This window comes from Nostoc paludosum FACHB-159 (assembly GCF_014698835.1).
Classification (GTDB): Bacteria; Cyanobacteriota; Cyanobacteriia; order Cyanobacteriales; family Nostocaceae; genus Nostoc; species Nostoc paludosum.
Window position 1 is genome coordinate 54,532 of the sequence record NZ_JACJTU010000013.1, and the last position, 25,532, is coordinate 80,063.

General features: G+C 42.0%; 24 protein-coding genes and 1 pseudogene. 10 read left to right on the plus strand and 15 right to left on the minus strand.

The window, feature by feature from the left end:
• Nucleotides 1-201 precede the first annotated feature (201 nt).
• Nucleotides 202-1,620, plus strand: coding sequence for a DUF3370 domain-containing protein (locus tag H6H03_RS15230; protein WP_190955935.1), 1,419 nt, complete (start codon nucleotides 202-204; stop codon nucleotides 1,618-1,620).
• A gap of 231 nt (nucleotides 1,621-1,851) precedes the next feature.
• On the opposite strand, the gene H6H03_RS15235 is transcribed toward H6H03_RS15230, so the two are convergent.
• From H6H03_RS15235 to H6H03_RS15255, 5 genes are all read right to left on the minus strand, one after another.
• Nucleotides 1,852-2,157 carry a small RNA NsiR4-regulated ssr1528 family protein gene (locus H6H03_RS15235; RefSeq protein ID WP_190955936.1) on the minus strand — a complete coding sequence of 102 codons (306 nt, stop codon included), beginning with the start codon at nucleotides 2,155-2,157 and terminating at the stop codon, nucleotides 1,852-1,854.
• Nucleotides 2,158-2,238: 81 nt separating this feature from the next.
• Nucleotides 2,239-2,493, minus strand: coding sequence for a hypothetical protein (locus H6H03_RS15240; protein ID WP_190955937.1), 255 nt, complete (start codon nucleotides 2,491-2,493; stop codon nucleotides 2,239-2,241).
• A complete protein-coding gene (locus H6H03_RS15245) occupies nucleotides 2,490-2,888 on the minus strand; it encodes a hypothetical protein (protein WP_190955938.1) in 399 nt (132 codons plus the stop codon). The genes H6H03_RS15240 and H6H03_RS15245 overlap by 4 nt, the downstream gene beginning before the upstream one ends.
• Before the next feature lie 198 nt (nucleotides 2,889-3,086).
• The gene (locus H6H03_RS15250; RefSeq protein ID WP_190955939.1) at nucleotides 3,087-6,212 is read right to left on the minus strand and encodes a phosphoenolpyruvate carboxylase; all 3,126 of its coding nucleotides are present in this window, start codon (nucleotides 6,210-6,212) and stop codon (nucleotides 3,087-3,089) included.
• A 102-nt stretch (nucleotides 6,213-6,314) separates the two neighbouring features.
• Nucleotides 6,315-6,551, minus strand: a complete 237-nt coding sequence (locus tag H6H03_RS15255) for a hypothetical protein (protein WP_190956055.1) — start codon at nucleotides 6,549-6,551, stop codon at nucleotides 6,315-6,317.
• Between the two features lie 460 nt (nucleotides 6,552-7,011).
• Between H6H03_RS15255 and H6H03_RS15260 the strand changes: the two genes are divergently transcribed.
• The 4 genes from H6H03_RS15260 to H6H03_RS15275 all read left to right on the plus strand — a co-directional run bounded on the left by H6H03_RS15260 (nucleotide 7,012) and on the right by H6H03_RS15275 (nucleotide 14,331).
• A complete protein-coding gene (locus H6H03_RS15260; RefSeq protein WP_190955940.1) occupies nucleotides 7,012-10,011 on the plus strand; it encodes a DUF1574 family protein in 3,000 nt (999 codons plus the stop codon).
• A gap of 115 nt (nucleotides 10,012-10,126) precedes the next feature.
• Nucleotides 10,127-11,626 carry an MBOAT family O-acyltransferase gene (locus H6H03_RS15265; RefSeq protein ID WP_190955941.1) on the plus strand — a complete coding sequence of 500 codons (1,500 nt, stop codon included), beginning with the start codon at nucleotides 10,127-10,129 and terminating at the stop codon, nucleotides 11,624-11,626.
• 560 nt (nucleotides 11,627-12,186) lie between these two features.
• On the plus strand, nucleotides 12,187-13,269 hold the full coding sequence (gene psbA, locus H6H03_RS15270) for a photosystem II q(b) protein (RefSeq protein ID WP_190955942.1): 1,083 nt from the start codon (nucleotides 12,187-12,189) through the stop codon (nucleotides 13,267-13,269).
• Between the two features lie 81 nt (nucleotides 13,270-13,350).
• Entirely contained in the window at nucleotides 13,351-14,331 is a 981-nt protein-coding gene (locus H6H03_RS15275; protein WP_190955943.1) for a magnesium transporter CorA family protein, read from the plus strand.
• Nucleotides 14,332-14,386: 55 nt separating this feature from the next.
• Here the strand turns inward: H6H03_RS15275 and ureC are convergent, their stop codons facing one another.
• A complete protein-coding gene (gene ureC, locus H6H03_RS15280; protein WP_190955944.1) occupies nucleotides 14,387-16,102 on the minus strand; it encodes an urease subunit alpha in 1,716 nt (571 codons plus the stop codon).
• A gap of 74 nt (nucleotides 16,103-16,176) precedes the next feature.
• On the opposite strand from ureC, the gene H6H03_RS15285 reads away from it, so the two are divergent.
• A complete protein-coding gene (locus H6H03_RS15285) occupies nucleotides 16,177-16,554 on the plus strand; it encodes a GxxExxY protein (protein ID WP_190955945.1) in 378 nt (125 codons plus the stop codon).
• A gap of 69 nt (nucleotides 16,555-16,623) precedes the next feature.
• Here the strand turns inward: H6H03_RS15285 and H6H03_RS15290 are convergent, their stop codons facing one another.
• Genes H6H03_RS15290 through H6H03_RS15310 form a run of 5 tightly spaced genes read right to left on the minus strand, consistent with a single transcriptional unit; the run spans nucleotide 16,624 to nucleotide 19,449 of the window.
• Nucleotides 16,624-17,160, minus strand: a complete 537-nt coding sequence (locus tag H6H03_RS15290) for a DUF1349 domain-containing protein (protein WP_190955946.1) — start codon at nucleotides 17,158-17,160, stop codon at nucleotides 16,624-16,626.
• A gap of 8 nt (nucleotides 17,161-17,168) precedes the next feature.
• Entirely contained in the window at nucleotides 17,169-17,474 is a 306-nt protein-coding gene (locus H6H03_RS15295; protein ID WP_190955947.1) for an urease subunit beta, read from the minus strand.
• A gap of 10 nt (nucleotides 17,475-17,484) precedes the next feature.
• Nucleotides 17,485-17,787 (minus strand): urease subunit gamma, encoded by a 303-nt coding sequence (ureA, locus tag H6H03_RS15300; RefSeq protein ID WP_190955948.1) that lies wholly within the window; start codon nucleotides 17,785-17,787, stop codon nucleotides 17,485-17,487.
• Between the two features lie 39 nt (nucleotides 17,788-17,826).
• On the minus strand, nucleotides 17,827-18,666 hold the full coding sequence (locus tag H6H03_RS15305) for an urease accessory protein UreD (RefSeq protein WP_190955949.1): 840 nt from the start codon (nucleotides 18,664-18,666) through the stop codon (nucleotides 17,827-17,829).
• A complete protein-coding gene (locus H6H03_RS15310) occupies nucleotides 18,667-19,449 on the minus strand; it encodes a class I SAM-dependent methyltransferase (protein ID WP_190955950.1) in 783 nt (260 codons plus the stop codon). It lies immediately after the preceding gene.
• A 74-nt stretch (nucleotides 19,450-19,523) separates the two neighbouring features.
• Here H6H03_RS15310 and H6H03_RS15315 point away from each other — a divergent pair, with 74 nt between their 5' ends.
• Nucleotides 19,524-19,835, plus strand: a complete 312-nt coding sequence (locus H6H03_RS15315; RefSeq protein WP_190955951.1) for a hypothetical protein — start codon at nucleotides 19,524-19,526, stop codon at nucleotides 19,833-19,835.
• 89 nt (nucleotides 19,836-19,924) lie between these two features.
• Here the strand turns inward: H6H03_RS15315 and H6H03_RS15320 are convergent, their stop codons facing one another.
• From H6H03_RS15320 to groES, 3 genes are all read right to left on the minus strand, one after another.
• A complete protein-coding gene (locus H6H03_RS15320; protein ID WP_190955952.1) occupies nucleotides 19,925-20,737 on the minus strand; it encodes a DUF4351 domain-containing protein in 813 nt (270 codons plus the stop codon).
• Between the two features lie 85 nt (nucleotides 20,738-20,822).
• Entirely contained in the window at nucleotides 20,823-22,457 is a 1,635-nt protein-coding gene (gene groL, locus H6H03_RS15325) for a chaperonin GroEL (RefSeq protein ID WP_190955953.1), read from the minus strand.
• A gap of 117 nt (nucleotides 22,458-22,574) precedes the next feature.
• Nucleotides 22,575-22,886, minus strand: a complete 312-nt coding sequence (groES, locus tag H6H03_RS15330) for a co-chaperone GroES (protein ID WP_073640427.1) — start codon at nucleotides 22,884-22,886, stop codon at nucleotides 22,575-22,577.
• A gap of 359 nt (nucleotides 22,887-23,245) precedes the next feature.
• Between groES and H6H03_RS15335 the strand changes: the two genes are divergently transcribed.
• Both H6H03_RS15335 and H6H03_RS15340 read left to right on the plus strand, forming a co-directional pair.
• A complete protein-coding gene (locus H6H03_RS15335; RefSeq protein WP_242057850.1) occupies nucleotides 23,246-23,575 on the plus strand; it encodes a hypothetical protein in 330 nt (109 codons plus the stop codon).
• Between the two features lie 473 nt (nucleotides 23,576-24,048).
• The gene (locus tag H6H03_RS15340) at nucleotides 24,049-24,726 is read left to right on the plus strand and encodes a response regulator transcription factor (RefSeq protein WP_012407592.1); all 678 of its coding nucleotides are present in this window, start codon (nucleotides 24,049-24,051) and stop codon (nucleotides 24,724-24,726) included.
• A 56-nt stretch (nucleotides 24,727-24,782) separates the two neighbouring features.
• On the opposite strand, the gene H6H03_RS40325 is transcribed toward H6H03_RS15340, so the two are convergent.
• The gene (locus H6H03_RS40325; RefSeq protein WP_242057851.1) at nucleotides 24,783-24,914 is read right to left on the minus strand and encodes an NIL domain-containing protein; all 132 of its coding nucleotides are present in this window, start codon (nucleotides 24,912-24,914) and stop codon (nucleotides 24,783-24,785) included.
• Nucleotides 24,915-25,320: 406 nt separating this feature from the next.
• On the opposite strand from H6H03_RS40325, the pseudogene H6H03_RS40330 reads away from it, so the two are divergent.
• Nucleotides 25,321-25,461 (plus strand): annotated as a pseudogene (locus H6H03_RS40330) (Rpn family recombination-promoting nuclease/putative transposase); the annotation flags it as partial.
• Nucleotides 25,462-25,532: the final 71 nt, after the last annotated feature.

Here is a 25,532-nt window from a genome sequence, read left to right on the forward strand (position 1 = left end):
TTTGCGTAAACCTCTGTGTACCTTTGCGTTGAAAAATTAAAACATTTAGGATACTCCCATTTTTGGCTAATAATTTGTTTAAGCAATTGCCGAATTACAGACTTAATAATTTATGCGATCGCCCTTCGGAAATCTCTTTAAAGGAACTTGTAGTAATAACAGATTATCTTTAATACCAGGGCTGATTTGCAAATAAAATTTATGCTAGTTAAACTACCGTCACCTGTATTCATAGTCCTATTAGGATTAGCTATAACTCAAAGCTTTGGATGCACAAATCGTAATCATAATTCCGCGATCGCTCAAAGTTCACCAAAGCCAACTTACCAAGAAATCGTACAAGCTGGGGAAGTTCGGGCTTTACCAGGAAAATTAGATACAATACCCGTCTTTAACAGCAATAGCCCAGAATGGATTAAAACTGAGGGTATTTTACTTTCTACCTTTCCTTCAAACGGGAAAAAACTTCCAGCAGCCCACCTCAATTTCCCTTTTAAAGGACGTTTTGACTTATTCGCCCACCACTACACCCACACTCCCAAGGATTTACAAACGCTATACCTGGGTGTGATTGTGCATAACCCTGGTAAAAAACCTGTAACAGTAGATGTATTGCAAGCGGCGAGTTATTTAATGCAAGATGCGCCCTTTGTCACCTTACCTCCTTACATTGAAAATAACGATGGTAAGGCTTATTCAGGCCCAGGTGCCCGCGCTGTTGCTGATGTACTCCGGGGCGTTCGTCAAGCTGATTTTCCTGCCCAACTGGTAATTCCTCCAGGGCAAAGCCGGATGTTACTAAATCATCCCATTCCTGTAAGAAATCTAGAAAAACCAGTCAATGGTCGTTCTAGTTTTATGCGGCTGCGTAGTAGCGATTCAGTTTATGCAGCAAGTTTAGCTATGTTTGCCAAGAAAAATTCTGATGGTAGCGAACGTCAACCCACTCTCAAAGAATGGCAAACTTTACTAGATACTCGTAACTTTGCTGGGCCGCGAGATAAAACACCGACTCCTCCGAATGCTACCAGTGGCGCACTAATTTATGGACGTGTAGCTGGTGTTTCCCAAGGTTCCCAATGGCAAGCAAAACTGGTGGATAATCCTCAAGCCACAAATTTGACTATTCCCCAGCGTGGCAAAGCTATTTCTTATCCTATAGTTACACTGCGGGGTGGTCGATTGGGTACCGAACAAATCCAAACAGCCAAGATGCTGGTACGCTATCCGGATACAGCATACGAAGCGCATGGTAATTACGCAGTGGAATACAAGCTTACTTTACCGTTAAGCAATAACACTGCTCAAAACCAAACTGTCGCTGTTACTTTAGAAACACCTTTAAAAGAAGATAAACTATCCCAAGGTGGTCTGCGTTTCCGCAAACCATCCCTAGATTTTCCTTTCTTCCGTGGTACAGTGCGGGTACGTTATTTCGATGACCAAGGTCAACAAAAAATTCGCTACGTGCATTTATGGCATAGAACTGGGCAGGTATTAGAACCATTAGTGCAACTTACACTCCCACCCTCTACCAAACGGATAGTAAACGTAGATGTGATTTATCCGCCTGATTCGACACCACCGCACGTGTTGAGTGTAAAAACTTTAGAAAAGTGAGGAGTAAAAAGTTAGGAGTTATGAGTTATGAGTGAGAAGTGAGGAGTTAGGAATTAACAATTGATATTATCTGCGCTCAATTAACCGTAATTCCTTACAACCCAACTGTTCAAACCCTAGCCACAATATATTAGGTTAGCCAAAGCTGAGCTTTGGCTCTTTGGAGTGCTTTTCCTATAGGCAATTAGAAGGCGAATTTATCTCACAACTCCTAACTCCTAACTCCTAACTTTATTTGCCGCCGTAATAAAAGGCAATTTCTTTTTCTTTCAAGGGTGCGAAATCTGCATCCACTAGTAACTGGTCGAGTTCGCCTTGGGGAATGTGTTTGGCGCCGATGCGGACAATGCGCGATCGCATGGTATTAGATACGCCACTGCGTTGTCTATTGCCCTCTAGCCCCATGACTTTGCGATAAAGTTCTAATTTGGCAGGCGGAATCGGAGAACCATCAAAATCAATTCCCCGTGCGATCGCTTCATCAACAGCATCGGCACCTGTAGTTGTTTGATTACCTGGGTTAGTTTCAGTAGTCATGGTGTTCGCTCTTGTTCGCTACGGGTAAATTTTACCAGTCTTGCTGACACCAATGCTGCTGACGAGATATTTATCCGTTATTTAATTGTGAGTTTCCCGCGTCACCAAACCACCAACAAACGCACCTAAAACAGTACCTGTCCATAGTCCTGTTGTGCTACCTTGCCACATTCCTCCTAGCGTCGCCCCAGTGTTGCATATTACTTTTAAACCCCAATATTGGTTTTGACACTTCTGGTTGTGCAACATGGTGGTAATTTGTCCACTGGTATAAGCACCAAAAAAACCTGAGGACAGTGCTAAAAATGTGCAAATTAAAATTTTGTTTTTAGTCATTTGTTATTGGGCATGGGGCATTGGGCATGGGGCATGGGGTATTGGGAATGGGGCATGGGGCATTGGGCATTGGGCATGAGTCTTTGATATTCGTGAATGAATCTTTGATATTCGCCGACAAGTCTTTGATATTCGTGAATGAATCTTTGATATTCGCCGACAAGTCTTTGATATTCGTGAATGAATCTTTGATATTCGCCGACAAGTCTTTGATATTCGTGAATGAATCTTTGATATTCGCCGACAAGTCTTTGATATTCGTGAATGAATCTTTGATATTCGCCGACAAGTCTTTGATATTCGTGAATGAATCTTTGATATTCATGAATGAATCTTTGATATTCGCCGACAAGTCTTTGATATTCATGAATGAATCTTTGATATTCGCCGACCAATCTTTGATATTCGCCGACGAGTCTTTAATACTCGCTGACGAATCTTTGATATTCGTGAATGAATCTTTGATATTCATGAACGAGTCTTTAATACTCGCTGACGAGTCTTTGATATTCGCCAACAAGTATTTTAACTCCACTGTTTTGCTCCCTCATTTCCCTATGCCCCATGCCCCATGCCCAATGCCCCATTCCCAATCAACCTGTATTTCTCATACCGGCAGCAATACCATTAATAGTTAACAATGCCCCTCGCAGTAATTCACCTTTGCTATAACGAGAGTGAATCACTCCAGAAGTAGCAGTAGTATTCATGGACTGGCGTAAACGCTTGAGCAAGGAAACTTGGATAAATCCCAAAGGTACAATTGTGCCATTGCGTAACTGTACAGACCTTTGCAATATGGGATCGCCATCCAAGAGTCGATTGTGATTAGTGATTTTTAACACCAAATCTCTTGTGAGATTAAACTCACTAGCAATTTGGTCAAAAACCTTAATAAAGCGCTCTTTATCTTCTGGTTTTGACAATTCTTGAACGTAGTGCTGCGCCATTTGCATGTCTACTTTTGCTAGGGTCATTTCTGCTTTGGAAATCACCATTTTGAAGAAAGGCCACTTAATGTAAAAATAGCGCAGTAATTTTAAGTGTTCTTCTGGTTCTTCATTCAAGAATTGTTGCAAAGCGGTGCCAACACCATACCAAGAAGGTAGTAAAAAGCGAGTTTGTGTCCAACTGAATACCCAAGGAATAGCTCGTAAACTGCTTAAGTCTTTTTTGCCAGAGGGACGCCGTGCTGGACGAGAACTAATTTGCAGTTGGCTAATTTCCTCAATGGGAGTTACTTGGTGGAAAAAGTCAATAAAATCAGGTTGCTCGTAAATTAAAGCACGATAATGTTGACGCGATCGCGCTGCTAGTTCTTCCATAATCTCATTCCAAGGTTCGATATCATCAAACCCTGTCCGCAGCAAACTAGCTTGAATCACAGCGGTGGTGATGGTTTCCATGTGGTACAAAGCTAAGTCCAACAAGGAATATTTGGAAGCCAAAACTTCCCCTTGTTCGGTAATCTTAATCCGCCCGTTGATGCTGTGACCCGGTTGAGCCAAAATCGCTTCGTAAGCCGGGCCGCCTCCTCTTCCCACAGAACCGCCGCGTCCGTGGAAAATTCGCAAATTCACGCCATAGCCTTCTGCGATTTTTTGCAGTGATTTTTGCGCTTTATGAATTTCCCAGTTGCTACTTAAAAAACCAGAGTCTTTGTTGCTGTCAGAATACCCCAGCATCACTTCTTGGAGGTTGGGAGTGACAGAGGAAGAAGACACGGAGACTGGGAGACGGGGGGACGCGGTGAAAGAATTTCCTGTCTCCTTCCCCGCATCCCTGTGTCCCCGTGTCCCCGTGTCCTCTTCCCCTTTTTGTGCTGCATAGCCACCAGCTAACAAAGCCCGATACAAAGGAAGTGCAAATAATTCTTGCATGACGCTTCTGGAGCGTTGCAAGTCTTCTACTGTTTCAAATAGAGGAACAACTTGAATAGTGCCTACAGCAATGGCGGGGTCAAAAAGTCTGGCTTCTTTGGCTAAAAGCAATACTTCAAGCACGTCGCTGACTTGGCGGCACATGCTGATAATGTAAGTTTGACAGATGTTGAGGCCGAATTCTTGTTGCAGCGATCGCACGACGCGAAAGGTTTCAATCACATCGTTGGTTTTTTCGGAAAATGGCAATTCTGCGGGAATTAATGGGCGTCTGGTTTGCAGTTCCGAGGTTAGCCAAGCAACTCTTTCTGTCTCTGAGAGTTCGTCGTAAGGTTGGGGTAGTACTTGCAGGTATTCTAAAATTTCATTCAGGGCATCAGAGTGGCGCGATGATTCTTGGCGGATATCTAGCTGTGTCAAGTTAAAGCCAAAAATTTCTACTTGACAGATGAGATCTTCTAACGCTCTACAACTTAAACCTGTTTCTGTTAAGTTGCGCTCAATTAACCGCAGTTCTGCTAAAAACTCGGCTCCAGAACGATATAAGGGGCTGTCTTGATTTTTGGGTGTTTCCCGATTGTATAAGGCTAAATTGCGATCGCGGGTATTTTCTAGTCGTTTGAGGACATAAGCTAGTTTGAGGCGATAAGGTTCTTGTCGATAACGCAGTGCTAGGGCATCATATACCTCGCTCAACTGCGATTGATCTAATTCTAGAGATTCCAGCAAGTCTGGTAAGACATCACTCCAGTGCATCGACACACTCAATAATTCAATCAGTTGTTTCACTGACTGGATATATCTTCCCAGCACCATTTTGCGTTGGTAGCAAGCTGTCTGCCAGGTAATTTCTGGTGTGACTGATGGGTTCCCATCTCTGTCTGAACCTACCCAAGAACCAAAGGAGCAGAAATTTTTACTTGGCGGTTCTAGCCAAGGAAAAGTATTTGCTAGTGTATGTTTGAAGCGTTTATAGAGTTGCGGAATACCGTCAAATAAAACTTCTTGGAAGTAATGTAGAGCATAATCGACTTCATCCAGCACCGTGGGTTTGAACTGGTGGAGTTCGTCTGTGCGCCACCACAAACGAATTTCTTCGAGTAATTGTTCGCGGATATCTGCTGCTTCCCAAGGATGTCCCACTCCTGTGCTACCAAGGCCATTTTCCAAAGCATCGAGTTTTTGCAGAAGTTGTACCACTTGTCGCTGCTTATCGCGGATGGTATGACGCACAATTTCTGTTGGGTGCGCTGTAAAGACTAAGCGTACATCCAACTGAGAAATCAGACGTTGAATTTGCTGGGGTGGAACATTCAGTTTAAATAAATGGGGAAATAAAGCCGCAAAAGTACCTTTTAGTTTGGTTTGGGCTTTTTGGACATAACTCTTTGCCAGCAACTCTGCTGCTAATCCCCCAGTAACAGGTGCGTCGTCTTCTCCTTGATTTGACGAATAATTAGCATTTGGTGGCGTTTCCGGCTCTGTTGCTTCTGTTTCAACCTCATAGCGGCTTAATTGCTGCCGCTGTTCGTATTCCTGCTCTATGATGTTAATCAACTGAAAATACAGAGCAAAAGCACGAGCGGCGCGGATTGCTTCATTGATGTTGAGTTGTTCAATTAACTTGACAGCTGAAGAGGCTTGGTCATTTGTTGTTTGTCCTTCTGGCGAACACAAATCCTGCAACTGCCGCAACAGATCTACCATGTTTTGGCCGCATTCTTGCCTCAGAACTGACTCCCACAATTCTTCCACTACCTGTAGCCGATGACGCAAAAATAATTCCGACACCGGGTATATATCCGCAGTTTGCGATGAAGAGTATAAAAGGGAACTCATATTCTTGATGATTGTAAAGCCAATTACTGTTTACACTTGTAGGTTTTGCACTCAACGCTCACGATGTTCTTCCTGAGCAGATAATTGTTCGATGTATATTTTCTAAGTTCGTTCAGTTTCCTTATCGTCTGGGAAGTCAAGAATGGGTAAGCGATCGCCTCGAAATAATTCTTCACTGGCTTCCCCTATAGCTTCTAATGCCTTTACTGTAGCTTTTTCTGTAACCAGCAGCAGTACCATAGACGCTGTACCTATTTGCAGGAGGAACGATTGGGGAATGCTAAAGAAATCCACATTGGATGGGGGGTTATCTGAGGGTTTTTGGTTTGCTGCTGTCATTGCTAATTCTTTGGTTGTGGAAAAATCAGTCAAAAGGAGTCAGAATTCAGAATTGAGAATTCAGGAGGACTTCACATATCAGGAGAAGGAGTTTAAATTGGATAAGATTTGTTATTGGTTTAGCCTACAAGGAGCGTTAGCTTAATCGGAGGCGATTCAGACTCTAAAAGACAATTTATCAGCTAGTCACATAAAATTATTCTGACTTATAACTCCTGAGTTCTGAATTCTGACTTCTGACTCCTAACTTCTGACTTCTGACTCCCTGCGAGTAAAATAAACGCAAAACTCAACATTAGCCGGACTTGCAACCGTACAAAACTATCTTTGCCGATTTTGCAAGTTACAAAGGTAACAAAATTGTTAAAAAAAAACGTCAAACTGTGATAGACCTATGTTTCTAGTTTACAAGTGCAGGCACTATCCCCCAACAATCGCTGACTGTTAAAGTTAATTTCCCATGAAAACAGTATTACCAGATCGCCAGCAATCGTTAGTGCAATGGATCAGTCAAGCAACAGGGATTAACACTTTCGGGGTGAAAATCCGATTACGGGGAAATGACCTTCATATTCTTTGTGAGGGGACAGAATGTCCGCTGCGGTGGCGTACCCTGTCTGATTTGCTGCAAGCACTACAGCAAACAGATTTGGATAGCCTCACAAGCAACGAACAACCCTCAATATACCAAGTATTTGTCTATGGTCGAAGAAAAGGGGAATCACGCCCTAAATGGTGTCATCGAGTTTATTTGAATCAAATTGACAAGCATGTAGAGCAGGTGCAGCAAGCTTTACTAGCGGACTCGGAAAATTCAAAACAGCCAGGTGGGGCGCTGATTGTCTCTAATGAAACTTTGGCACGCCAAGGTAACCCAGATGCCATTGCTCGCTACCTGAGCGAAACTTTGAGTACGTTGGGTGTGTCAGTAAACGCAAAAATTAAGCTATATAAGCCCAAGAATTCTCAGGTTGAAGAAAATCGTCTGTGGATATTTTGCCACTCTAGCTATAGTCCCGATCCATCGTTGCTAGCGGAACCAATAGCCCAAAAGTTACGTTATCTCAGGCTTAGTGGCTATCCAGATGCGGTAATAGTTTCTCAAGTGAGCGGTGAAACTGCACCTGATTGGCTGCTGCGGGTGGATTTAACACCTCCAGAAGTGATGCTCAAGGAGTGGGCGCGTTGGGGGGATGTGCAAGCGATCGCCAGATTACTAACTGAGGTATTGTCAGGGTTAAAGGTTGCTGTCCAAGCTTCTCTCAAAGAATCAACGCTACATATTTTTTGTACGCCAGCTTTTGACCCCTTAGGAACCGCCCCAATCCCAGATAAAACAGCGTGTTTGGAGTTAATTGTACCCCAGCTAGAAGCCATCGCTCCTCAAGGCCTTCTTGCCGCCACAATATATGGACAAAAAGCAGGCGACAACCAACCTGCTTGGATTGATTGGCTAGCTTTACCTGCTGCGGAGCATTCCGTCTTTGCGACATCGCCACTGGATTTGGCAAATACTGGCGATGAAGAAGCGATCGTTTTTTTACTAGAGCGCTTACTCAATCCTGACTTGGATTGGCGTTTGCTCACAGGTGGAATTCGCGTACAGCTGCTCAACAAAGGTGATTTATTGCACATTATGTGTGATGCGCCTGTTTGTCCCGGACGGTCACAAGTAGCCAATAAAGTTACACAGTTTATCCGTCAATTAAAAATTCCCGGTATAAAAGGAGTGCGCGTCTACGGAAGGCGTGCAGGGAATAAGGAACCTTTTTGGCATCATGGTATCGATTTAGAACATCGCCAACGTTTAGTACCAGAAGCAACCCCAGAATTTGCTGCTACTTCTCAATACGTTAACGATTTGGTAACGGCTGAAACTAGCGAACCAATTTTGCGTCCAGACTTAACCACAGAAGAAGTTCAAAGTTTTGTCACAGAAGTAGCCCTCGATTGGCTAGCAACGGCGAATGCAGCAGTCAAAAAATTCCTGTTGGGAAGTCAGCTATTTAAGGAAACTGACCAATCAGAAGACCTAAACCCTGATGGTCAAGGGGTTAAGATTGCTTTGGTTTGGGGGACACTGGGATTGTTGCTCACTGTTCAAAGTGATTGGGTGTTGGGTCAAATCATCGCCCGTACTACGCCGAGTTCCCCAACTGTCGCTAATGTCTCACCTGCACCATCTGAGCAAAAAGCATCGTTCACATCTGGGAAAAGTCCCAATGATCAAAAGACATTTTTTGCCAGCACTAGTAAAACCAAATCTTCTCCAAACCAAAGTACTGTATTCAATGCTTCTCAATTCACCCAAGGTGATGATACGCAAAACGAGAATTTAGCAGCCGCACCACTGAAAGAAAAAGCAACCGCCACTGCTATTCTTTTAGCAGCGCGATCGCAAATGCCAAGTTTCAATGTTAGACAATTAGACGAGCAACTAGCCCTCTACAAACAACGTCTCGCTAGAACTGGTAGCCCACCAGATGTATTAATTATTGGTTCCTCCCGCGCCCTTAGAGGAGTAGACCCAGCAGCACTTTCTAAAGCTTTAGCAACTCAGGGTTATCCAAATGTTGATGTCTTCAACTTTGGTATTAATGGTGCCACTGCACAAGTTGTAAACTTTGTAATCCGCCAGGTTTTAGAACCATCAGAACTACCACAATTAATTCTTTGGGCAGACGGCGCTCGTGCTTTCAACAGCGGACGCGAAGATATTACCTTTAAATCCATCGCTGCATCAGCTGGCTATAAACAAGCCTTGCAGAAAGCCTCGACAACTGCAACTAGCGGTGATTTGCCTGAAAATTCCGAAAAAGAAAAGGCAAAAGAAGAAAAGCAAGAAACTAACGGTTATCAAGCTGTCAATGATTGGTTAAATGAGGCTCTAGCATCTGTTTCTCATAGTTATCAAAACCGGGATCTAATTAAAAGTTTAGTGCAAAAAAAACTACTTGAATTTGGTCAAAATCAGGCAGTTACATCCCAAAAGCAGCCAACAGACGGAAATTTAGAAGATACTTCCCAACAAGCAGTTGATTTTGATGGATTTCTACCTTTGTCTATTCGCTTTCATCCTGCTAGATACTATCAAAAACATTCTAGAGTCCCAGGAAATTATGACAACGACTATAAATTTTTTCAACTAGGAGGAGAGCAACAAACTGCATTTCAAGAAGTGCTGCAATTTACCCAATCTCATAAAATTTCTTTAGTGTTTATCAACATGCCCCTGACAGCAGATTATTTAGATCCAGTGCGTAAAAAATATGAGCAAGAATTCCAACAACATATGTTGCGTTTAGCAACTAACCCCAACTTTATTTATCGTGATTTAAGCCAACAGTGGCCTAAAGTAAATGACTATTTTTCTGACCCTAGCCACCTCAACCGCTTTGGTGCTTACGAAGTCTCCAAAAAGTTAGCGATTGACCCAATGATTCCCTGGCCAGTGAAATAGGGAGACGCGATGACACGGGGACGCGGGGATTAGGGAGATGGGGAGACAAGAAGAATAAATCCTCAGACAATGCCCAATGCCCAATGCCCAATGCCCAACGACTAATAACTAAAAAATGAACTTTATATCAATTTTCTATGCGCTTTTCTTGTTGAGTGTATTGGGAATTTACTGGTCTTTAGGAGAACAGAAATTGCGATTGTGGACACTCTTAATTGCTAGTTTGGTTTTCTATGCATCTTTGCATATCCAGTACATACCATTGCTATTAGCATTGACTTTTATTAATTTTCGCTTGGGTGTAGAAATTGGCAAGAATACATCTCTGGGAAAACATTCTCATGATTGGCGAATTTCTAATGAAGAATGGCGATTTATCGAAAATGATTGGAATCTACGTCGCCTAAAACTTCTGTGGCTAGGTATAATTCTCAATGTTTTACTTTTATTAGGCTTTAAGTATATTGTCCCTTTATATAACTTTGTTTTTAACATCCAAACAAATTCACAAGAAAATTCTTTTAAATTAATTGCACCCTTAGGAATTTCATTTTTTACCTTTGAGTGTATTGCTTATTTAATAGATGTTTATCGTGGTGCCCCAGCTACAGATAAATTTCTGCAATTTGCCTCGTACAAATTATTTTTTGCTAAACTAATTTCCGGCCCAATTACGCGCTACCACAACTTAGCAAATCAATTTAATGCTCTAAAATTACCTACTACTAATAGAGTAGCAGAAGCATTGTGGTTAATTGCTAGGGGTGCAGTCAAAAAAGGTATTTTGGCAGATCATCTGGGAGTTTTTGTTGATTTATGTTTTGGCAATTTACAGCGGGCGGGTAGTACGGATCTCTGGTTAGCTACATTTGCCTATGGGTTGCAATTATATCTAGATTTCAATGGCTATGTAGATATTGCCCGTGGTAGTGCTTTACTTTTCGGGTTGGTTCTGCCTGAGAACTTTGATTTTCCTTATTTCACCACCAGCATTGCAGAATTTTGGCGGCGCTGGCACATGACTCTAGGCGATTGGCTGCGTAATTATGTTTATTTTCCTTTAGGTGGTTCGCGTCAGGGTTTGACTCGCACTTGTGCGAATTTATTTATTGTGATGCTAATTGCTGGTATCTGGCATGGAGCTGCTTTAGGTTATGTAGTGTGGGGGATACTTCACGGATTAGCATTGGTAGTTCATCGGCTTACAGATGTAATTAGCGATCGCTTTGAAAAGTTAGAACACTTCTGGCAAAATCCTTTGGGTATATTTATAGCTTGGCTGTTGACCCAACTGATGGTTTTTACCTCTTGGATTTGGTTCCGCTTACCTAACCCCCAAGATTCTTTTTTGGTCACTCGTCATCTTTGGGGTTATCCAGCTGACGCCCAGTTTGCGCAAAAAGTCTATGTGGAAGCTTTAAATATGAGCCAATACCAACTCGCTTGCGTGTTGGCAACTTTAGCTATTCTCATGGCTATAGTCTATGGCTTTAACCGGATGTTGAAGTTAGAGTTTAACTGGCCTCTAAAGCTTGTTTTTGTGCCCTTATGCTTCTTTGCAGTTTGGTTATTAGCTCCTGAAGGTAGTTTACCCTATATATATTTTGATTTTTAATTCACTTTCTTGGGACACAGGCAACTGTAGTTAATAGCAATTTATGAGGTACAAGAGAGGGTAGCACATATGGCTGTGCTACCCTCTTGATTTTTTCTCATTCCTTGTAGTTGAAAAGGGTTATAAGTTCTGGATTATCGATTCTTACAAGATATTTTTTATTAAATATTTTTAATTAATTTTGTAAAGAAATGTAAAGTTAATAATGATGGGACAAATGACGCACAGGTAGAGGAAAATGGAACCACAGAGGACGCAGAGAACACGGAAGAATAAGAGTTAGAGAGATTTTTGTGTCAGTGGTATAGGCGATGGAGTCTTGAAATTGGTTTAGAGTTGAAACTCTTTAAAGCAATATAAATCAATGCTTTTAATGCTTTTTGGGGCTGGTATAAATCCGAAGAAAAACTTTACTTTTGCGTGAGTTTATTCAACAAATATGTTACAGAATATTAAGCTACATATCGCATCAAAGTAAATTCATGTAGACTTATTTCTACAGGCAAAATAAAGAAATTTAGCCTGTTTAATTTTTAACAAAACATAGCACTCATAAAACAATGACAACTACCTTACAACGGCGTTCTAGCGCTAACGTATGGGATCGGTTTTGCGAGTGGATCACCAGCACTGACAACCGCATTTATGTTGGTTGGTTCGGTGTATTGATGATTCCTACCCTGCTAGCCGCTACCGTTTGCTTCACGATCGCTTTCATCGCTGCTCCTCCTGTAGACATCGATGGTATCCGCGAACCTGTTGCTGGTTCCTTGATCTACGGAAACAACATCATCTCTGGTGCAGTTGTTCCTTCTTCTAACGCGATCGGTTTGCACTTCTACCCCATCTGGGAAGCTGCTTCCTTAGATGAGTGGTTGTACAACGGTGGCCCTTACCAGTTGGTAATTTTCCACTTCTTGATCGGTTGCGCTTGCTACATGGGCCGTCAGTGGGAACTTTCTTACCGCTTAGGTATGCGTCCCTGGATCTGCGTAGCTTACAGTGCACCTCTAGCTTCCGCTACCGCAGTATTCTTGATCTACCCAATCGGTCAAGGTTCTTTCTCTGATGGTATGCCCTTGGGTATCTCCGGAACCTTCAACTTCATGATCGTGTTCCAAGCAGAACACAACATCCTGATGCACCCCTTCCACATGTTAGGTGTGGCTGGTGTATTCGGCGGTTCCTTGTTCTCCGCAATGCACGGTTCTTTGGTAACCTCTTCCTTGGTTCGTGAAACAACTGAAACCGAATCTCAAAACTACGGTTACAGATTCGGTCAAGAAGAAGAAACCTACAACATCGTTGCTGCTCACGGTTACTTCGGTCGCTTGATCTTCCAATACGCTTCCTTCAACAACAGCCGTTCCTTGCACTTCTTCCTAGCTGCATGGCCTGTTGTTGGTATTTGGTTCACCGCTTTGGGTGTAAGCACAATGGCTTTCAACCTCAACGGTTTCAACTTCAACCAATCTATCATTGACTCTCAAGGTCGCGTTATCAGCACTTGGGCAGACGTAATCAACCGCGCTAACTTGGGTATGGAAGTAATGCACGAGCGTAACGCTCACAACTTCCCCTTAGACTTAGCTGCTAGTGATGTTACTCCTGTAGCTTTGACTGCTCCTGCTATCAACGGCTAATACTAAGTAATAGCTGATTAAAAAGCGTTCCCTGAAAAGGGGGCGCTTTTTTGTTGGAATTATTATGACGTTAAAATCTACATGCTAATTCTTCTTACCTTTTCTCAGAATCAGCTAGATTTGTTCTCTCATAGGGATGTTGATACGGTACTCCAAAGAATTGATAATTCCCAGAATATTTGGTTGCGCTGTGTTAATTTTCGCGATCGCGCTGGAACTGGTAGAATTCTAAATCACTTTCAACTCAATCCATCCCGTGTGAACATGGTTTTTAATCATACCTCTACAGGAATGGATGAAGATACAGAAGATTGTTTATTTGATAATTATGAAATATTAACTCATCAACTAAAAAATCGGGAGTTTGAGGTAGCGCGTGGCAGTATTTTGCTGGGAAGGAATTTTATCATCACTTTTGAAATCACTGAAGTCAAAATATTTAATGTACTAACTAACAATCTGCAAAAGCGAAATGTAAACCTGCAAAAGTGGGGAATTGACTATATTTTTTATCTGATTTTTAAAGATATTTTAAATAATTACCATACAGTATTTGAATACATTTCTAGGCAGCTTGATGATTTAGAAGATGAAGTTCTAGGAAATTTTGGTGATGAATCAACGTACCATAAAATTGCTAGCATGAGGCAATCTACTCGTGTTGGGCGTCGTAATTTTCAAAGCATTAAGTCACTTTTAATGATGATGGATGACGAAGATTTCCAATGGATTTCGCAGCCAGTGAAGACATTATTCAAGGAAGAATTCGTATATCATATCGATAATCTCTGGCAAGAGTATCAAAATCTGAGGGTCTGGATGTCAGAATTAATGGAAATTCAACGCGATAATATTGCCAGTGAAACTAGCGAACGAATTAACCGCTTAACTATGCTATCGGCGGTGTTCTTACCAATCACCTTCATTGCTGGTGTGTATGGTATGAACTTCAAGTATATGCCGGAATTAGAACAACCTTGGGGTTATCCGGTGGCGATCGCTGTTATGGCTTTAATTGTGATTGGTAGTATTGTTTATGCTAAAAAACAACGTTGGTTGTAGAATTCGTAATTCGTAATTAAACCCATAGTGCTTTGATTAGATTATTCTGTATCAATTAAAACAAAAAGTATCTCTGGGTCATAGGTAAGGCTGTTGCAGGTTCGCAAATTAGCAAATCACCATCTGCTCTAACTTCGTAGGTTTCTGGGTCAACTTCAATTTGGGGTAGGGCATCATTGAGCTTCATATCCTGCTTACTCAATTGGCGGGTTCTAGAAACTGCAACTGCTGTTTTTCGTAAACCTAGCTGGGTAGGAATTTCCCTTTCTAAAGCTGCCTGGGAAACAAAAGTTAATGATGTAGCGTTCTTAGCACCTGCAAAACTCCCAAACATCGGTCGCATATGCACTGGCTGGGGTGTGGGAATACTGGCATTAGCATCGCCCATCTGCGACCAGGCAATCATTCCGCCTTTAATGACGATTTCTGGCTTGACGCCAAAAAATGCCGGACGCCACAAACACAAATCTGCTAATTTTCCCTCTTCCACGGAACCTACATATTCAGCAATTCCGTGAGCGATCGCTGGATTAATAGTATACTTAGCAACATATCTTTTCGCACGAAAATTATCTGCTGGTTGCTCAATTCCTTGTGGGTTAAGAATTCCTCTTTGCACCTTCATTTTGTGAGATGTCTGCCAGGTGCGAATTATCACTTCGCCTACCCTTCCCATTGCCTGGGAATCAGAAGAAATCATGCTAAATGCGCCCAAGTCGTGCAAAATGTCTTCAGCGGCAATGGTTTCTCGGCGGATGCGAGACTCGGCAAAGGCGACATCTTCAGCGATCGCCGGATCGAGGTGATGGCATACCATCAACATATCCAGGTGTTCGTCTAAAGTGTTGAGGGTGTAAGGACGCGTCGGATTGGTGGAAGATGGCAAAACGTTGGCTTGACCGCAAACTTTGATGATATCTGGTGCGTGTCCGCCGCCTGCGCCTTCGGTGTGGTAGGTATGGATGACACGGTTTTTAAACGCGGCGATGGTATCTTCCACAAATCCGGCTTCGTTGAGGGTATCGGTATGGATAGCCACTTGCACATCGTATTCATCGGCAACGCTGAGGCAAGTATCGATTGCTGCGGGGGTAGTTCCCCAATCTTCATGTAGTTTTAATCCCATTGCACCGGCGGCTACTTGTTCTACAAGTCCTTGGGGTTGACTGGCATTACCTTTACCTAAAAACCCTAAGTTGACAGGAAAAGCATCAGCAGCTTGCAACATCCGATAAATATTCCAAGGGCCTGGAGTGCAGGTAGTGGCATTTGTACCCGTAGCGGGGCCAGTACCGCCGCCAATCATCGTCGTGATACCAGAAGCGATCGCTACTTCAATTTGTTGGGGACAAATAAAATGAATATGGGCATCAATACCACCAGCAGTGAGAATCATTCCTTCCCCTGCTAAGGCTTCAGTTCCAGGGCCAATAATAATATCTACATTATTTTGAATATAGGGATTTCCGGCTTTACCAATTTTGAAAATCTTGCCATCTTTAATCCCGATATCCGCTTTGACAATACCCCACCAATCGAGGATTAAAGCATTAGTAATTACTAAATCCACAGCGCCATCAGCATTAGAAATGGGAGATTGTCCCATGCCATCTCTGATGACTTTACCGCCGCCGAATTTCACTTCATCGCCGTAGTTAGTGAAATCTTGTTCGACTTCGATGAATAATTCTGTGTCTGCAAGTCTGACTTGATCTCCGACAGTGGGGCCATAAGTTTCGGCGTAGGCGCGGCGGGACATTCTGTAAGGCATAATTTTTAGTAATGGAGGTTAAGATTGAGTTTAAACGCAAAGGAGCACAAAGTAAGCGCAAAGGTTCGCAGAGGATGGATGAGAATAATTTGAGTGGGGTGATAATTGGTTGTGGGATGCGAGTGCATACAGTGTTGGGGCCGGGTTTGTTAGAGTCAGCTTATGAGGAGTGTTTGTATTACGAATTGAGAAAGAATAGGTTAAATGTTGGTAAGCAAGTTCCATTACCGCTTATTTACGAAGAGGTGAAATTAGATTGTGTTTATCGATTAGATTTAATAGTAGAAAATAAAGTAATTATTGAGGTCAAGTCTGTAGAATCCATTAACCCAATTCACTCCGTACAACTTTTAACTTATCTCAAATTAACTAATTGTAAACTCGGTCTGATTCTCAACTTTAACGTTCTCCACCTCAAAGAAGGCATTAAACGCGTAGCAAACAAACTCTAACTTTGCGTACCTTTGCGTTTACCTCAGCGTCCGTCTGCGTTAAAAAATCAATTAACTCATAACTACTCCTTACAAACCGCGAATTTGAAAATTTTCAACCCTCATCTGAAAACCATTTCCTTCAGGTGAGGCACACATCACACCAACATTTAATGTTTCCACTGGAGTTAAATAAGCAAGTCGCAGCATTGTATACTCATTTCCATTTAAAGAGTATTCCACCTCTATTGCTGTGCCGCGTCGAGTTACACGTACCCAAATTGCAGGTGGATTTTGAGGCATTGGAATAACACACCAATCTGAGTAATTGCGTGTCACTACTGCGCTAATTTGTTGGACACCATCGACAAATTCAATGCCACATTTTAACCAATTCAATTCATCTAAACGTACCATCAAGCCGGCTTGGTCGTACAAATCCTGATACTGTCCAGTCACTTTAACTTCTGCAATAAAGTCACCTTGAATCTTTTGATAAAAAAAGTGACCATTATCTCTAATAAAACCGTAATGAGTTTCCCGCCAGAAATCTGTTTTTGCCCCGGAAGTGACAGCGATCGCCTCATCTTTTACTTCCCAAACAGGCGGTTCATTATACCATTCCATTTGCATAATTACAGAGAACCGTTAATTTTACCGTTGAATCCATAAACTTGGCGGCTACCAACCACAGGTACTAACGTCACTTCTTTTTCATCGCCGGGTTCAAAACGAACTGCGGTACCTGCGGGGATATCGAGACGCATTCCTCGCGCTTCTTCTCTGTCAAAATTTAAGGCTGCGTTAACTTCATAAAAGTGAAAATGTGAACCGACTTGTATGGGGCGATCGCCTGTATTTGACACCTGCAATTTAACAGTAGGACGACCAACATTTAGTTCAATATCACCTTCTGGTGTAATAATTTCTCCAGGAATCATATTTAAAAAATTAACGAATTGGATTATGTACTGTAACTAACTTTGTGCCATCAGGAAAAGTTGCTTCTACCTGCACTTCATGTACCATTTCTGGTATTCCTTGCATCACCTCATCTCGTGTTAATAGAGTTGTGCCATAACTCATTAATTCAGCTACAGTTTGCCCATCTCTTGCACCTTCTAAAATAGCAGCAGAAATATAGGCAACTGCTTCGGGATAATTGAGTTTCAAACCTCTTTCTTTACGTCTTTCTGCTAATAAAGCAGCAGTAAAAATCAATAACTTATCTTTTTCCTGCGGCGTAAGTTGCATTCTTCTCTCCTCTGTGTTCTCTGTGCCTCTGCGGTTAGTTTAAACCTGCCACACCCTTGGTATACACTTACCACGATTCAAAAAACAAACTCGTAGCAACTGCCAAACTTCAATAAACCAGTTTCTCACCTCAGATGTAGAATCACCGCGATATCGACACAATAATCCATGTTGTAATCGGCTAACACCTATTTCACCAACACCATTAGCTAAAATTCGGATTTTTTCGATTATTTCTGGTGAAACTGCATCGCCAAGCCAAACTAGACTACCTGTGATTGGTTTTCCCGCCAAGCCGTGGGGACTGTGAAAAACTTCTTCGCTAGCTGGTAACCATTGCCGATCTATCCACAAGGGAACGCCTTGTTGCCAAATTTCAGTATGCGATCGCCATTCTCCCTGCAAGAATTTCTCTCCTCTAGCACTGCGGCCAAAGCGGGTAATTTCCCAGCCTAAAAAGCTAGCCCCGGTTGCTAATTCTACCTGTAAATCTTGCTGATAAATCCCACTGTTAAATAAAATTGTTTCTTGCGGTAACCATTCTAAACAAGCACCAGCGTCAACTTGTATCTGGATGTTTTGTCTGGCTTGTAAGCCATTACTGCGATATATCTTACTAGCTGCTGCTGTAGTGATTAAGGCGTGTGTATGGGGTTGGAGGTGGATATGAGAGGATAAGCGATCGCCCCCCACAACTCCCCCAGCCGTGTGTAAAATTACGCTATGACAGACTTTTTGCCCTTCTGGATAGAATGGGCGTTGTACCTTCAAAGGTGCTTGCTGGTGAGTGTAAATTAATTCGGTTGTGTTTTGGCGATCGGCGTAAACTAAATTCAGTTTGCCATGCCAACCTTCTGTAATTTGTGAGTTGGAAGTCATTTAATTAATTGCTTCGGCAAGGTGTACGCTAGTCCGATATACCAAGTACACAAAACCATTTTCATCACAAAAACGCTGATATAATTCTTGAAAATTATTAATAAATTTGTTGTCTGCTAAAGCTTCATTTGGTAGGTAAGAAACACTTTTTGCTCGTCCAATAAGTCCAGTTAAATCTAACTGTTGCCTATAAGTAAAAGTGTATTCACCGATGTTGATAAAATGAGGAGTTGCTAATAGTGGCTCTACTGACTGCATCCTTGATTCTGCTGGATGATTGTTAGATGCTTCACGAACTATTCGACTATATTCTGCGGTTAAAGTATCTTCTTTATCGCGGTTATTCCACACTACCGCTAACCGTCCTGATGGTTTTAATATTCGGTGAAATTCTAATAAAGTTGGTTCTGGATTAAACCAATGGAAAGCTTGAAAACAAGTAACTAAATCAACAGATTTATCCCCAAGTTTGGTAAATTCTGCGGTTCCATCACGAAACTCTACTAAAGGGTGTGGTTCGGCGGCTTCTCTCATCGCCGCATTCGGTTCTATGGCGATGACATTAACTCCACGTTCAGCTAATAGTCTGGAACTAATTCCTGTACCCGCACCAATATCTGCTGCGAAAATTTGTGATTTTTTATCTAATCCTTCCAAAATAATATGAATTACATCTGTGGGATAGCTTGGACGGTATTTTACATAATCTTCTGCTCTATCGGAAAATCTTTTGAGTGGGTTTAGGGTATGTAAGGGAGTTGTTTCAGAATGACTTTGGCTCATAGATTTGTAGACAAAAGAATAAAAGTGCATTTTTAGCAAGTAATTTTTGTATTTTGCCTTGCACCCCTAACCGGATGTCAATTGGTGGATTAAGATTAATCCTAAGACATATTAACAAATTTAATAATGAAAATGGGCATAACTTAAAATCTTTAGTAACTTTAATCTCTAGATTCAATGTATCTAGAGCTAATGAAAATCAATTGGTTGAGTTAATTACGAATAGCTCTGATTTTCCATCAGTTTTTAGAACTAAAATTGCTGAAAGAGCACAATTAGCTAAAAATTTAGATTTTGGAGAGAAGTTAACATATAAACAAAAATATGGTGATTTGTATGACTCTCTAAAATATTTCGCTCAAGAAGTGATTCAGAGAGTGAGGTAAATAAATGGACACATGACAAATTACAAACTTATTAAGAACGAGCACAGAAGTGAATAAAGATACAGCTTTAAAAATAAATCTCGTTTTTATTAATTCCTCTCTTGCTGCTCTACCCAAACTGCCAAATCAGCCACTTCCGAAAAATCAAGTAGTTCTTCTGCCAAGTCTTCTAACTGTTCAGCAGATAAATTACGAATCTGCTCAACTAATGATGCATCAATATCACCAAAGCGCCGTTTAAGTAGGCGACCGATCAATTTAAAGGCTTCTTTCTGAACGATATCTTGATAAATTACAGATTCTTTCATAATATCCTCCCGTAAAAATTGACGAACTAAATTCTTGTCAAATCGCAAACCTGCCAGAATTTCCACACAACCTGCAATATTTTGTCGCTCCTCTCTATCTGGAATTGTAGCGACTTGTTCAGCCACTTGTGCCAGTAAAGCTGGTGGCGAGTTTGTTCGTGTCAAACTTGCTAGAGGTAACAGTGCAGGATTTTCCAAAAATAGCTCTGAATCTTGTTCCCATAGGCGAACCACCCGATACTGGTGAATCGTTGTCTGGTCTCGATATTCTTCTGCGAAAGCCACCTCGTTACTAGTTTCCTGCAAAAAGATTAATACCTGAGTTACAGGACATCTGTATTGACGTTTTAATCTCACAGAATAATCAAGCATTCGGAAATTCAGCGGTGGGTTAGATTTCGCTAAAGTTTGAAATTCAATATGCAAAATTTGGTTAGCTGCTTGCAGAAATGTCACAGAATCCGCACGAATTGGTTCAAGCATGAGTTCGGTTTTTAATACTTCAATTTTTTGAACCTCCACCCCCAGCAACCAACGGACAAAATCAGCAGGGTAATGTTCAGCTAAATATTTGCAAGCGTTATCGTAACTCACGTCTTCCTCCTTTCTGCATGACACAAAAAAATAGCTGCCTTCGCAAAGGAGGCAGCTATTTTTACAAACAGGGGACTATTAAGTATTAGTAATCGAAGTCGCCACCAGCACCAGCACCAGCAGCAGGAGCGCCGTCTTTAGGTTCAGGCTTGTCAACTATAATACATTCGGTTGTCAACACCATACCCGCGATAGAAGCAGCGTTTTGCAGAGCAGAACGAGTTACTTTCGCAGGGTCAACAATACCAGCAGCTAACAAATCGACAAATTCGTTGGTTGCAGCATTGTAGCCAACGCTGAATTCCTTCTCTTTGACGCGCTCAGCAATCACAGCACCATTTTGACCAGCGTTTTCCGCAATTCTCTTCAGAGGCGCAGGTAAAGCACGAACTACAATCAACGCACCAATCAACTCTTCACCTGTGAGGTTGCTGTTCGCCCAAGTTTCTAAATCAGGAGCGAGGTGAGCGAGGGTTGTACCACCGCCAGGAACGATACCTTCTTCCACAGCAGCTTTGGTAGCGTTGATAGCATCTTCTAGGCGCAGTTTCTTGTCTTTCATTTCGGTTTCGGTGGCTGCACCCACTTTCACCACGGCGACACCGCCAGAAAGTTTAGCCAGACGCTCTTGGAGTTTTTCTTTGTCGTAGGAAGATTCGGTTTCTTCGATTTGACGACGAATTTGTTCTACACGAGCCTTAACCGCAACTTCGTTACCTTCAGCAACAATTGTGGTGTTGTCCTTGGTAATGGTGATACGGCGAGCTTTACCCAGGCTATCTAACTTGGTATTGTCTAGCTTCAAACCAGCATCTTCAGTGACTAGTTGACCGCCAGTCAACACGGCAATATCTTCTAGCATAGCTTTGCGGCGATCGCCAAAGCCAGGAGCCTTGACAGCAGCAACATTCAGTACACCGCGCAAACGGTTAACTACTAAGGTTGCCAAAGCTTCTTTTTCGATATCTTCAGCAATAATCACCAAAGGACGACCAGCACGAGCTACTTGCTCTAACACTGGTACGAGGTCTTGTACCAGAGCAATTTTCTTATCGGTCAACAGGAGGAAAGGCTCATCAAAAACCGCTTCCATCCGTTCAGCATCGGTGGCAAAATAAGGAGAGATGTAGCCTTTATCAAAGCGCATCCCTTCAGTAATTTCCAACTCGGTGGTCATAGATTTCCCTTCTTCTAGGGAAATTACGCCTTCCTTGCCCACCTTATCCATAGCTTGGGCAATCATTTGGCCGACTTCTTCGTCGTTACCAGCCGAGATTGCACCAACTTGGGCAATGGCTTTGGAATCTTCCACCGGACGAGCATGTTCAGCAATTTTATCTACGAGGAAGGCGGTAGCTTTATCAATACCACGCTTCAACAAAATCGCGTTAGCACCTGCTGCAACGTTCCGCAAGCCTTCTTTGACAATCGCATGAGCTAAAACGGTGGCAGTGGTGGTGCCATCGCCCGCAGCATCGTTGGTCTTAGAAGCAGCTTGACGAATCAGAGCTACACCAGTGTTTTCAATGTGGTCTTCTAATTCGATTTCTTTGGCAATGGTTACACCGTCATTAACGATTTGCGGTGCGCCAAATTTCTTTTCTAGGACTACGTTACGACCTTTAGGACCAAGGGTAACAGCTACAGCCTCAGCCAGGATATCAATGCCTCGCTCTAAGGCGCGACGGGCGTTTTCGTTGTAGATAATGCGCTTTGCCATAGGTGTCTAAATTCAAGGAGTAAGTCAATTTTTTTGAATTGGGCATTGGGTAAACAGGGCAAACAGGGCATTGGGAAAACTCTTTCCTATTCCCCATTCCCTATTCCCGCCTCCCTACTAAATAACGACTGCTAAAATATCTTTTTCAGAAAGCAGTACATATTCTTCAGTACCGAGTTTGATGTCAGTACCAGCGTACTTAGAGTACAGAACCTTATCACCGACTTTAATTTCCAATTCTTGACGGCTACCGTCGTCATTACGCTTGCCAGGGCCAAGGGCGACTACTTCGCCTACTTGGGGCTTTTCCTTAGCGGTATCGGGCAAATACAGACCACCTGCGGTCTTTTCCTCGGAGGCGCTCACTTTTACGAAAACGCGATCGCCCAAAGGTTTTACTGTAGAAACAGTTAGAGATATTGCTGCCATATGATTTTCTCCAGAGTTAGCACTCTCAACTCCTGAGTGCTAATCTACCCAAAAGCAGCGTCCAATGGCAAGAATTTCTTAAGTACGGGTTCCCGAACTAGAATCTCTGGGGTGTACTTAAGTATAAATGCTTAATTATTTTTATCCTTCGGGTTCCGTTGCGGAAGCTACGAATATTTTTATAGACAATAGGGAATAGGGCATGGGGCATAGGGCATGGGGGATGGGATATAAGCTTGTTTCCTAGTACCTAGTCCCTTATGCCCAATCCCCAATCGTCAATCCCCAGTACCCATCTCAGTAAACTTTATTTGCAAAGCTTGGAAATTGTTATAGAACTGTAATCAGGGAGCCGCTCGATGAGTAACAATAAAGTGATCCAGAAAAGCTATCAAATCCCGAAAACCACCAAGCCTCTTGAACATAAAGCCCTGAGTAATTGTGTGGAAAGTTTAGGAGTGGCAAAAATTCAGCAAAATGTTTTTATTTGTGCTGACCAAACAAGCCATAACTATTGCTCCAAACCAGCTAGTCTGGAACTTTGGAAGTATTTAAAAAAGCGACTTAAAGAGCTAAAACTCGACAAGGCGCAAGCAAGTCATACTATTTGCGTTTTTAAAACTAAAACCAATTGCTTGCAGGTTTGTGGTTCTGGACTCATAATGGTGGTCTATCCTGATGGCGTCTGATATCGCCAAGCAAACTCGGAAGTTATTGAGCGAATCGTTCAAGAACACTTAATTAGGCATAATGGCGGTTGAAGAATATGCATTTTTAACCCATCTTTTGCCAGAAACTTCCCTAGTTTCTTGTGAACATCTCATAGAGGCTTAACAGCGCAAGGATATGTTATAGCAGTAAGCTTTAAGAAAGTGCGGGTTGGTTTTGAGGTAGGGTCATCTTTAAGCCAATACTTAACTAGTGAGTCAGAAGGATTATTATTTTATCAGTGTTTTTTACCCCGCCCCTTTCAAAGCGATATATAATAGCGCATTATAGATACTACTGCTATACGTATCCTTGCTGGACTTTTGCTATCGAGCTAGTAGTCTATTGAAAGTGCTCGGCATTTTTGAGACTTGAGACAGCAAAGGCAAGTTAAGTAGGCAAAAGGACAACATCTCAAATAACCCACCATAGAGGATAAATATTCAAGACCTTGATGGACCGAAGCGCGACAAGTGCCACTGCTATGAAAGAGCCCAGCATGAAAGATCACAAACGACTTCTATTGATTGATGATGACCCTAACCTCATCTTGCTGGTGAAGGATTACTTAGAATTCCGAGGATATGAAGTCATCACCGCCGAAAATGGACGTGAAGCTCTGGAAATTTTAGAGCAAGATGTTCCAGACATGATCATCTGCGATGTGATGATGCCGGAAATGGACGGATATACTTTTGTGGAACAAGTCCGGCAAAACGAACGCACCAGCTGGATTCCAGTTCTTTTCCTTTCAGCAAAAGGACAAAGTGCAGACCGAGTTAAAGGTCTGAACAAAGGTGCTGATGTTTATATGGTCAAGCCTTTTGAACCAGAAGAACTCGTAGCCCAAGTTGAGTCCTCACTGAAACAAACTATCCGTTGGAAAGAACACCAAGCAAAAGGAGGCGAAAACGGTTCCCGCATCCAAGTTCCTTTTGATGTCCAGTTGACCCCAACCGAACTGAAAGTAGTCCAGTTTGTAGCTAGGGGTTTAGCTAACCGAGAAATCGCTGAAGAACTTAACGTTAGTCAGCGTACAGTTGAAAGCCATGTGTCCAATATGTTGGGCAAAACCAATCTCCACAACCGCACTGAACTAGCGCGGTGGGCGATTGAAAATCAAATGGCATAGCCGATTTTAGAATTTGGATTTTGGATTGATGATCTAAAATCCAAAATCCAAATTCTTTACCAACCATCTTCTTCTGGATTGGATTCATGCAAAACTTCTAAATCCAATTCATCTAGGTAATTTAAAGCGCTTTTATTCTGGGAAGTTGTTCCTCGTAGTTCCAAATCGAAACAGCTATATTCTGGCATATTTGCCCTTACCTGAGCATCAGTAATAATGACTGTAAAACCATAGTAAAAAATCAGTCATGAACCTACTGCATATTTATGCAAATCCTTGGGAATGCGAACCGGAATACGAGTTTGGGTGCATCTATTATCTAAAATATTCAGTAATTAGATTTCACCTGTTTATTTAGAATTGCTATCGGAGCTTCCTCTTCGACTTCTAGGATGAAGTTTTTACTTTGTACAATTTTTTCAATGCTCAATGCAAATCAGAAATCTAGATCTGAAAAAGTTGAAGAATTGCTCATAATTTGGTAGTAATGACGTTAATCGTCATTTTACATTGGTTTTAAATAAATTAAATATTAAAAATCCGTAGGCGCTTAATCATCGTTGAACTTCTACGGATTTATTTTTATATGGATTTGAAAACTTCAAAGATGACTTAGTAACTTGGTTACTAGGTTCACCGATTAAATTAACAGAACTTAGCCCTACTGAATTATCAAGCGAACCAATTCGTGCTGATTCGTTAATCTTATTACAATCTAATGATTTAGTTCTACATAGAACTTACGCTCTATTAATCGTAGCGTAGGCGTAGCCCGCCGCAGGCATCGCCTTTGTAATGCTGAGTTA

Coding starts and splice junctions, on each gene's coding strand:
- H6H03_RS15265 (WP_190955941.1), top strand. CDS start 10,127: ATGAACTTTATATCAATTTTCTATGCGCTTTTCTTGTTGAGTGTATTG.
- H6H03_RS15295 (WP_190955947.1), bottom strand. CDS start 17,474: ATGATTCCTGGAGAAATTATTACACCAGAAGGTGATATTGAACTAAAT.
- H6H03_RS15260 (WP_190955940.1), top strand. CDS start 7,012: ATGAAAACAGTATTACCAGATCGCCAGCAATCGTTAGTGCAATGGATC.
- H6H03_RS15335 (WP_242057850.1), top strand. CDS start 23,246: ATGAGTAACAATAAAGTGATCCAGAAAAGCTATCAAATCCCGAAAACC.
- ureC (WP_190955944.1), bottom strand. CDS start 16,102: ATGCCTTACAGAATGTCCCGCCGCGCCTACGCCGAAACTTATGGCCCC.
- H6H03_RS15235 (WP_190955936.1), bottom strand. CDS start 2,157: ATGACTACTGAAACTAACCCAGGTAATCAAACAACTACAGGTGCCGAT.
- H6H03_RS15305 (WP_190955949.1), bottom strand. CDS start 18,666: ATGACTTCCAACTCACAAATTACAGAAGGTTGGCATGGCAAACTGAAT.
- groES (WP_073640427.1), bottom strand. CDS start 22,886: ATGGCAGCAATATCTCTAACTGTTTCTACAGTAAAACCTTTGGGCGAT.
- ureA (WP_190955948.1), bottom strand. CDS start 17,787: ATGCAACTTACGCCGCAGGAAAAAGATAAGTTATTGATTTTTACTGCT.
- groL (WP_190955953.1), bottom strand. CDS start 22,457: ATGGCAAAGCGCATTATCTACAACGAAAACGCCCGTCGCGCCTTAGAG.
- psbA (WP_190955942.1), top strand. CDS start 12,187: ATGACAACTACCTTACAACGGCGTTCTAGCGCTAACGTATGGGATCGG.
- H6H03_RS15255 (WP_190956055.1), bottom strand. CDS start 6,551: ATGACAGCAGCAAACCAAAAACCCTCAGATAACCCCCCATCCAATGTG.
- H6H03_RS15250 (WP_190955939.1), bottom strand. CDS start 6,212: ATGAGTTCCCTTTTATACTCTTCATCGCAAACTGCGGATATATACCCG.
- H6H03_RS15340 (WP_012407592.1), top strand. CDS start 24,049: ATGGACCGAAGCGCGACAAGTGCCACTGCTATGAAAGAGCCCAGCATG.
- H6H03_RS40325 (WP_242057851.1), bottom strand. CDS start 24,914: ATGCCAGAATATAGCTGTTTCGATTTGGAACTACGAGGAACAACTTCC.
- H6H03_RS15240 (WP_190955937.1), bottom strand. CDS start 2,493: ATGACTAAAAACAAAATTTTAATTTGCACATTTTTAGCACTGTCCTCA.
- H6H03_RS15290 (WP_190955946.1), bottom strand. CDS start 17,160: ATGGAATGGTATAATGAACCGCCTGTTTGGGAAGTAAAAGATGAGGCG.
- H6H03_RS15275 (WP_190955943.1), top strand. CDS start 13,351: ATGCTAATTCTTCTTACCTTTTCTCAGAATCAGCTAGATTTGTTCTCT.
- H6H03_RS15230 (WP_190955935.1), top strand. CDS start 202: ATGCTAGTTAAACTACCGTCACCTGTATTCATAGTCCTATTAGGATTA.
- H6H03_RS15315 (WP_190955951.1), top strand. CDS start 19,524: ATGTCAATTGGTGGATTAAGATTAATCCTAAGACATATTAACAAATTT.
- H6H03_RS15310 (WP_190955950.1), bottom strand. CDS start 19,449: ATGAGCCAAAGTCATTCTGAAACAACTCCCTTACATACCCTAAACCCA.
- H6H03_RS15285 (WP_190955945.1), top strand. CDS start 16,177: ATGGATGAGAATAATTTGAGTGGGGTGATAATTGGTTGTGGGATGCGA.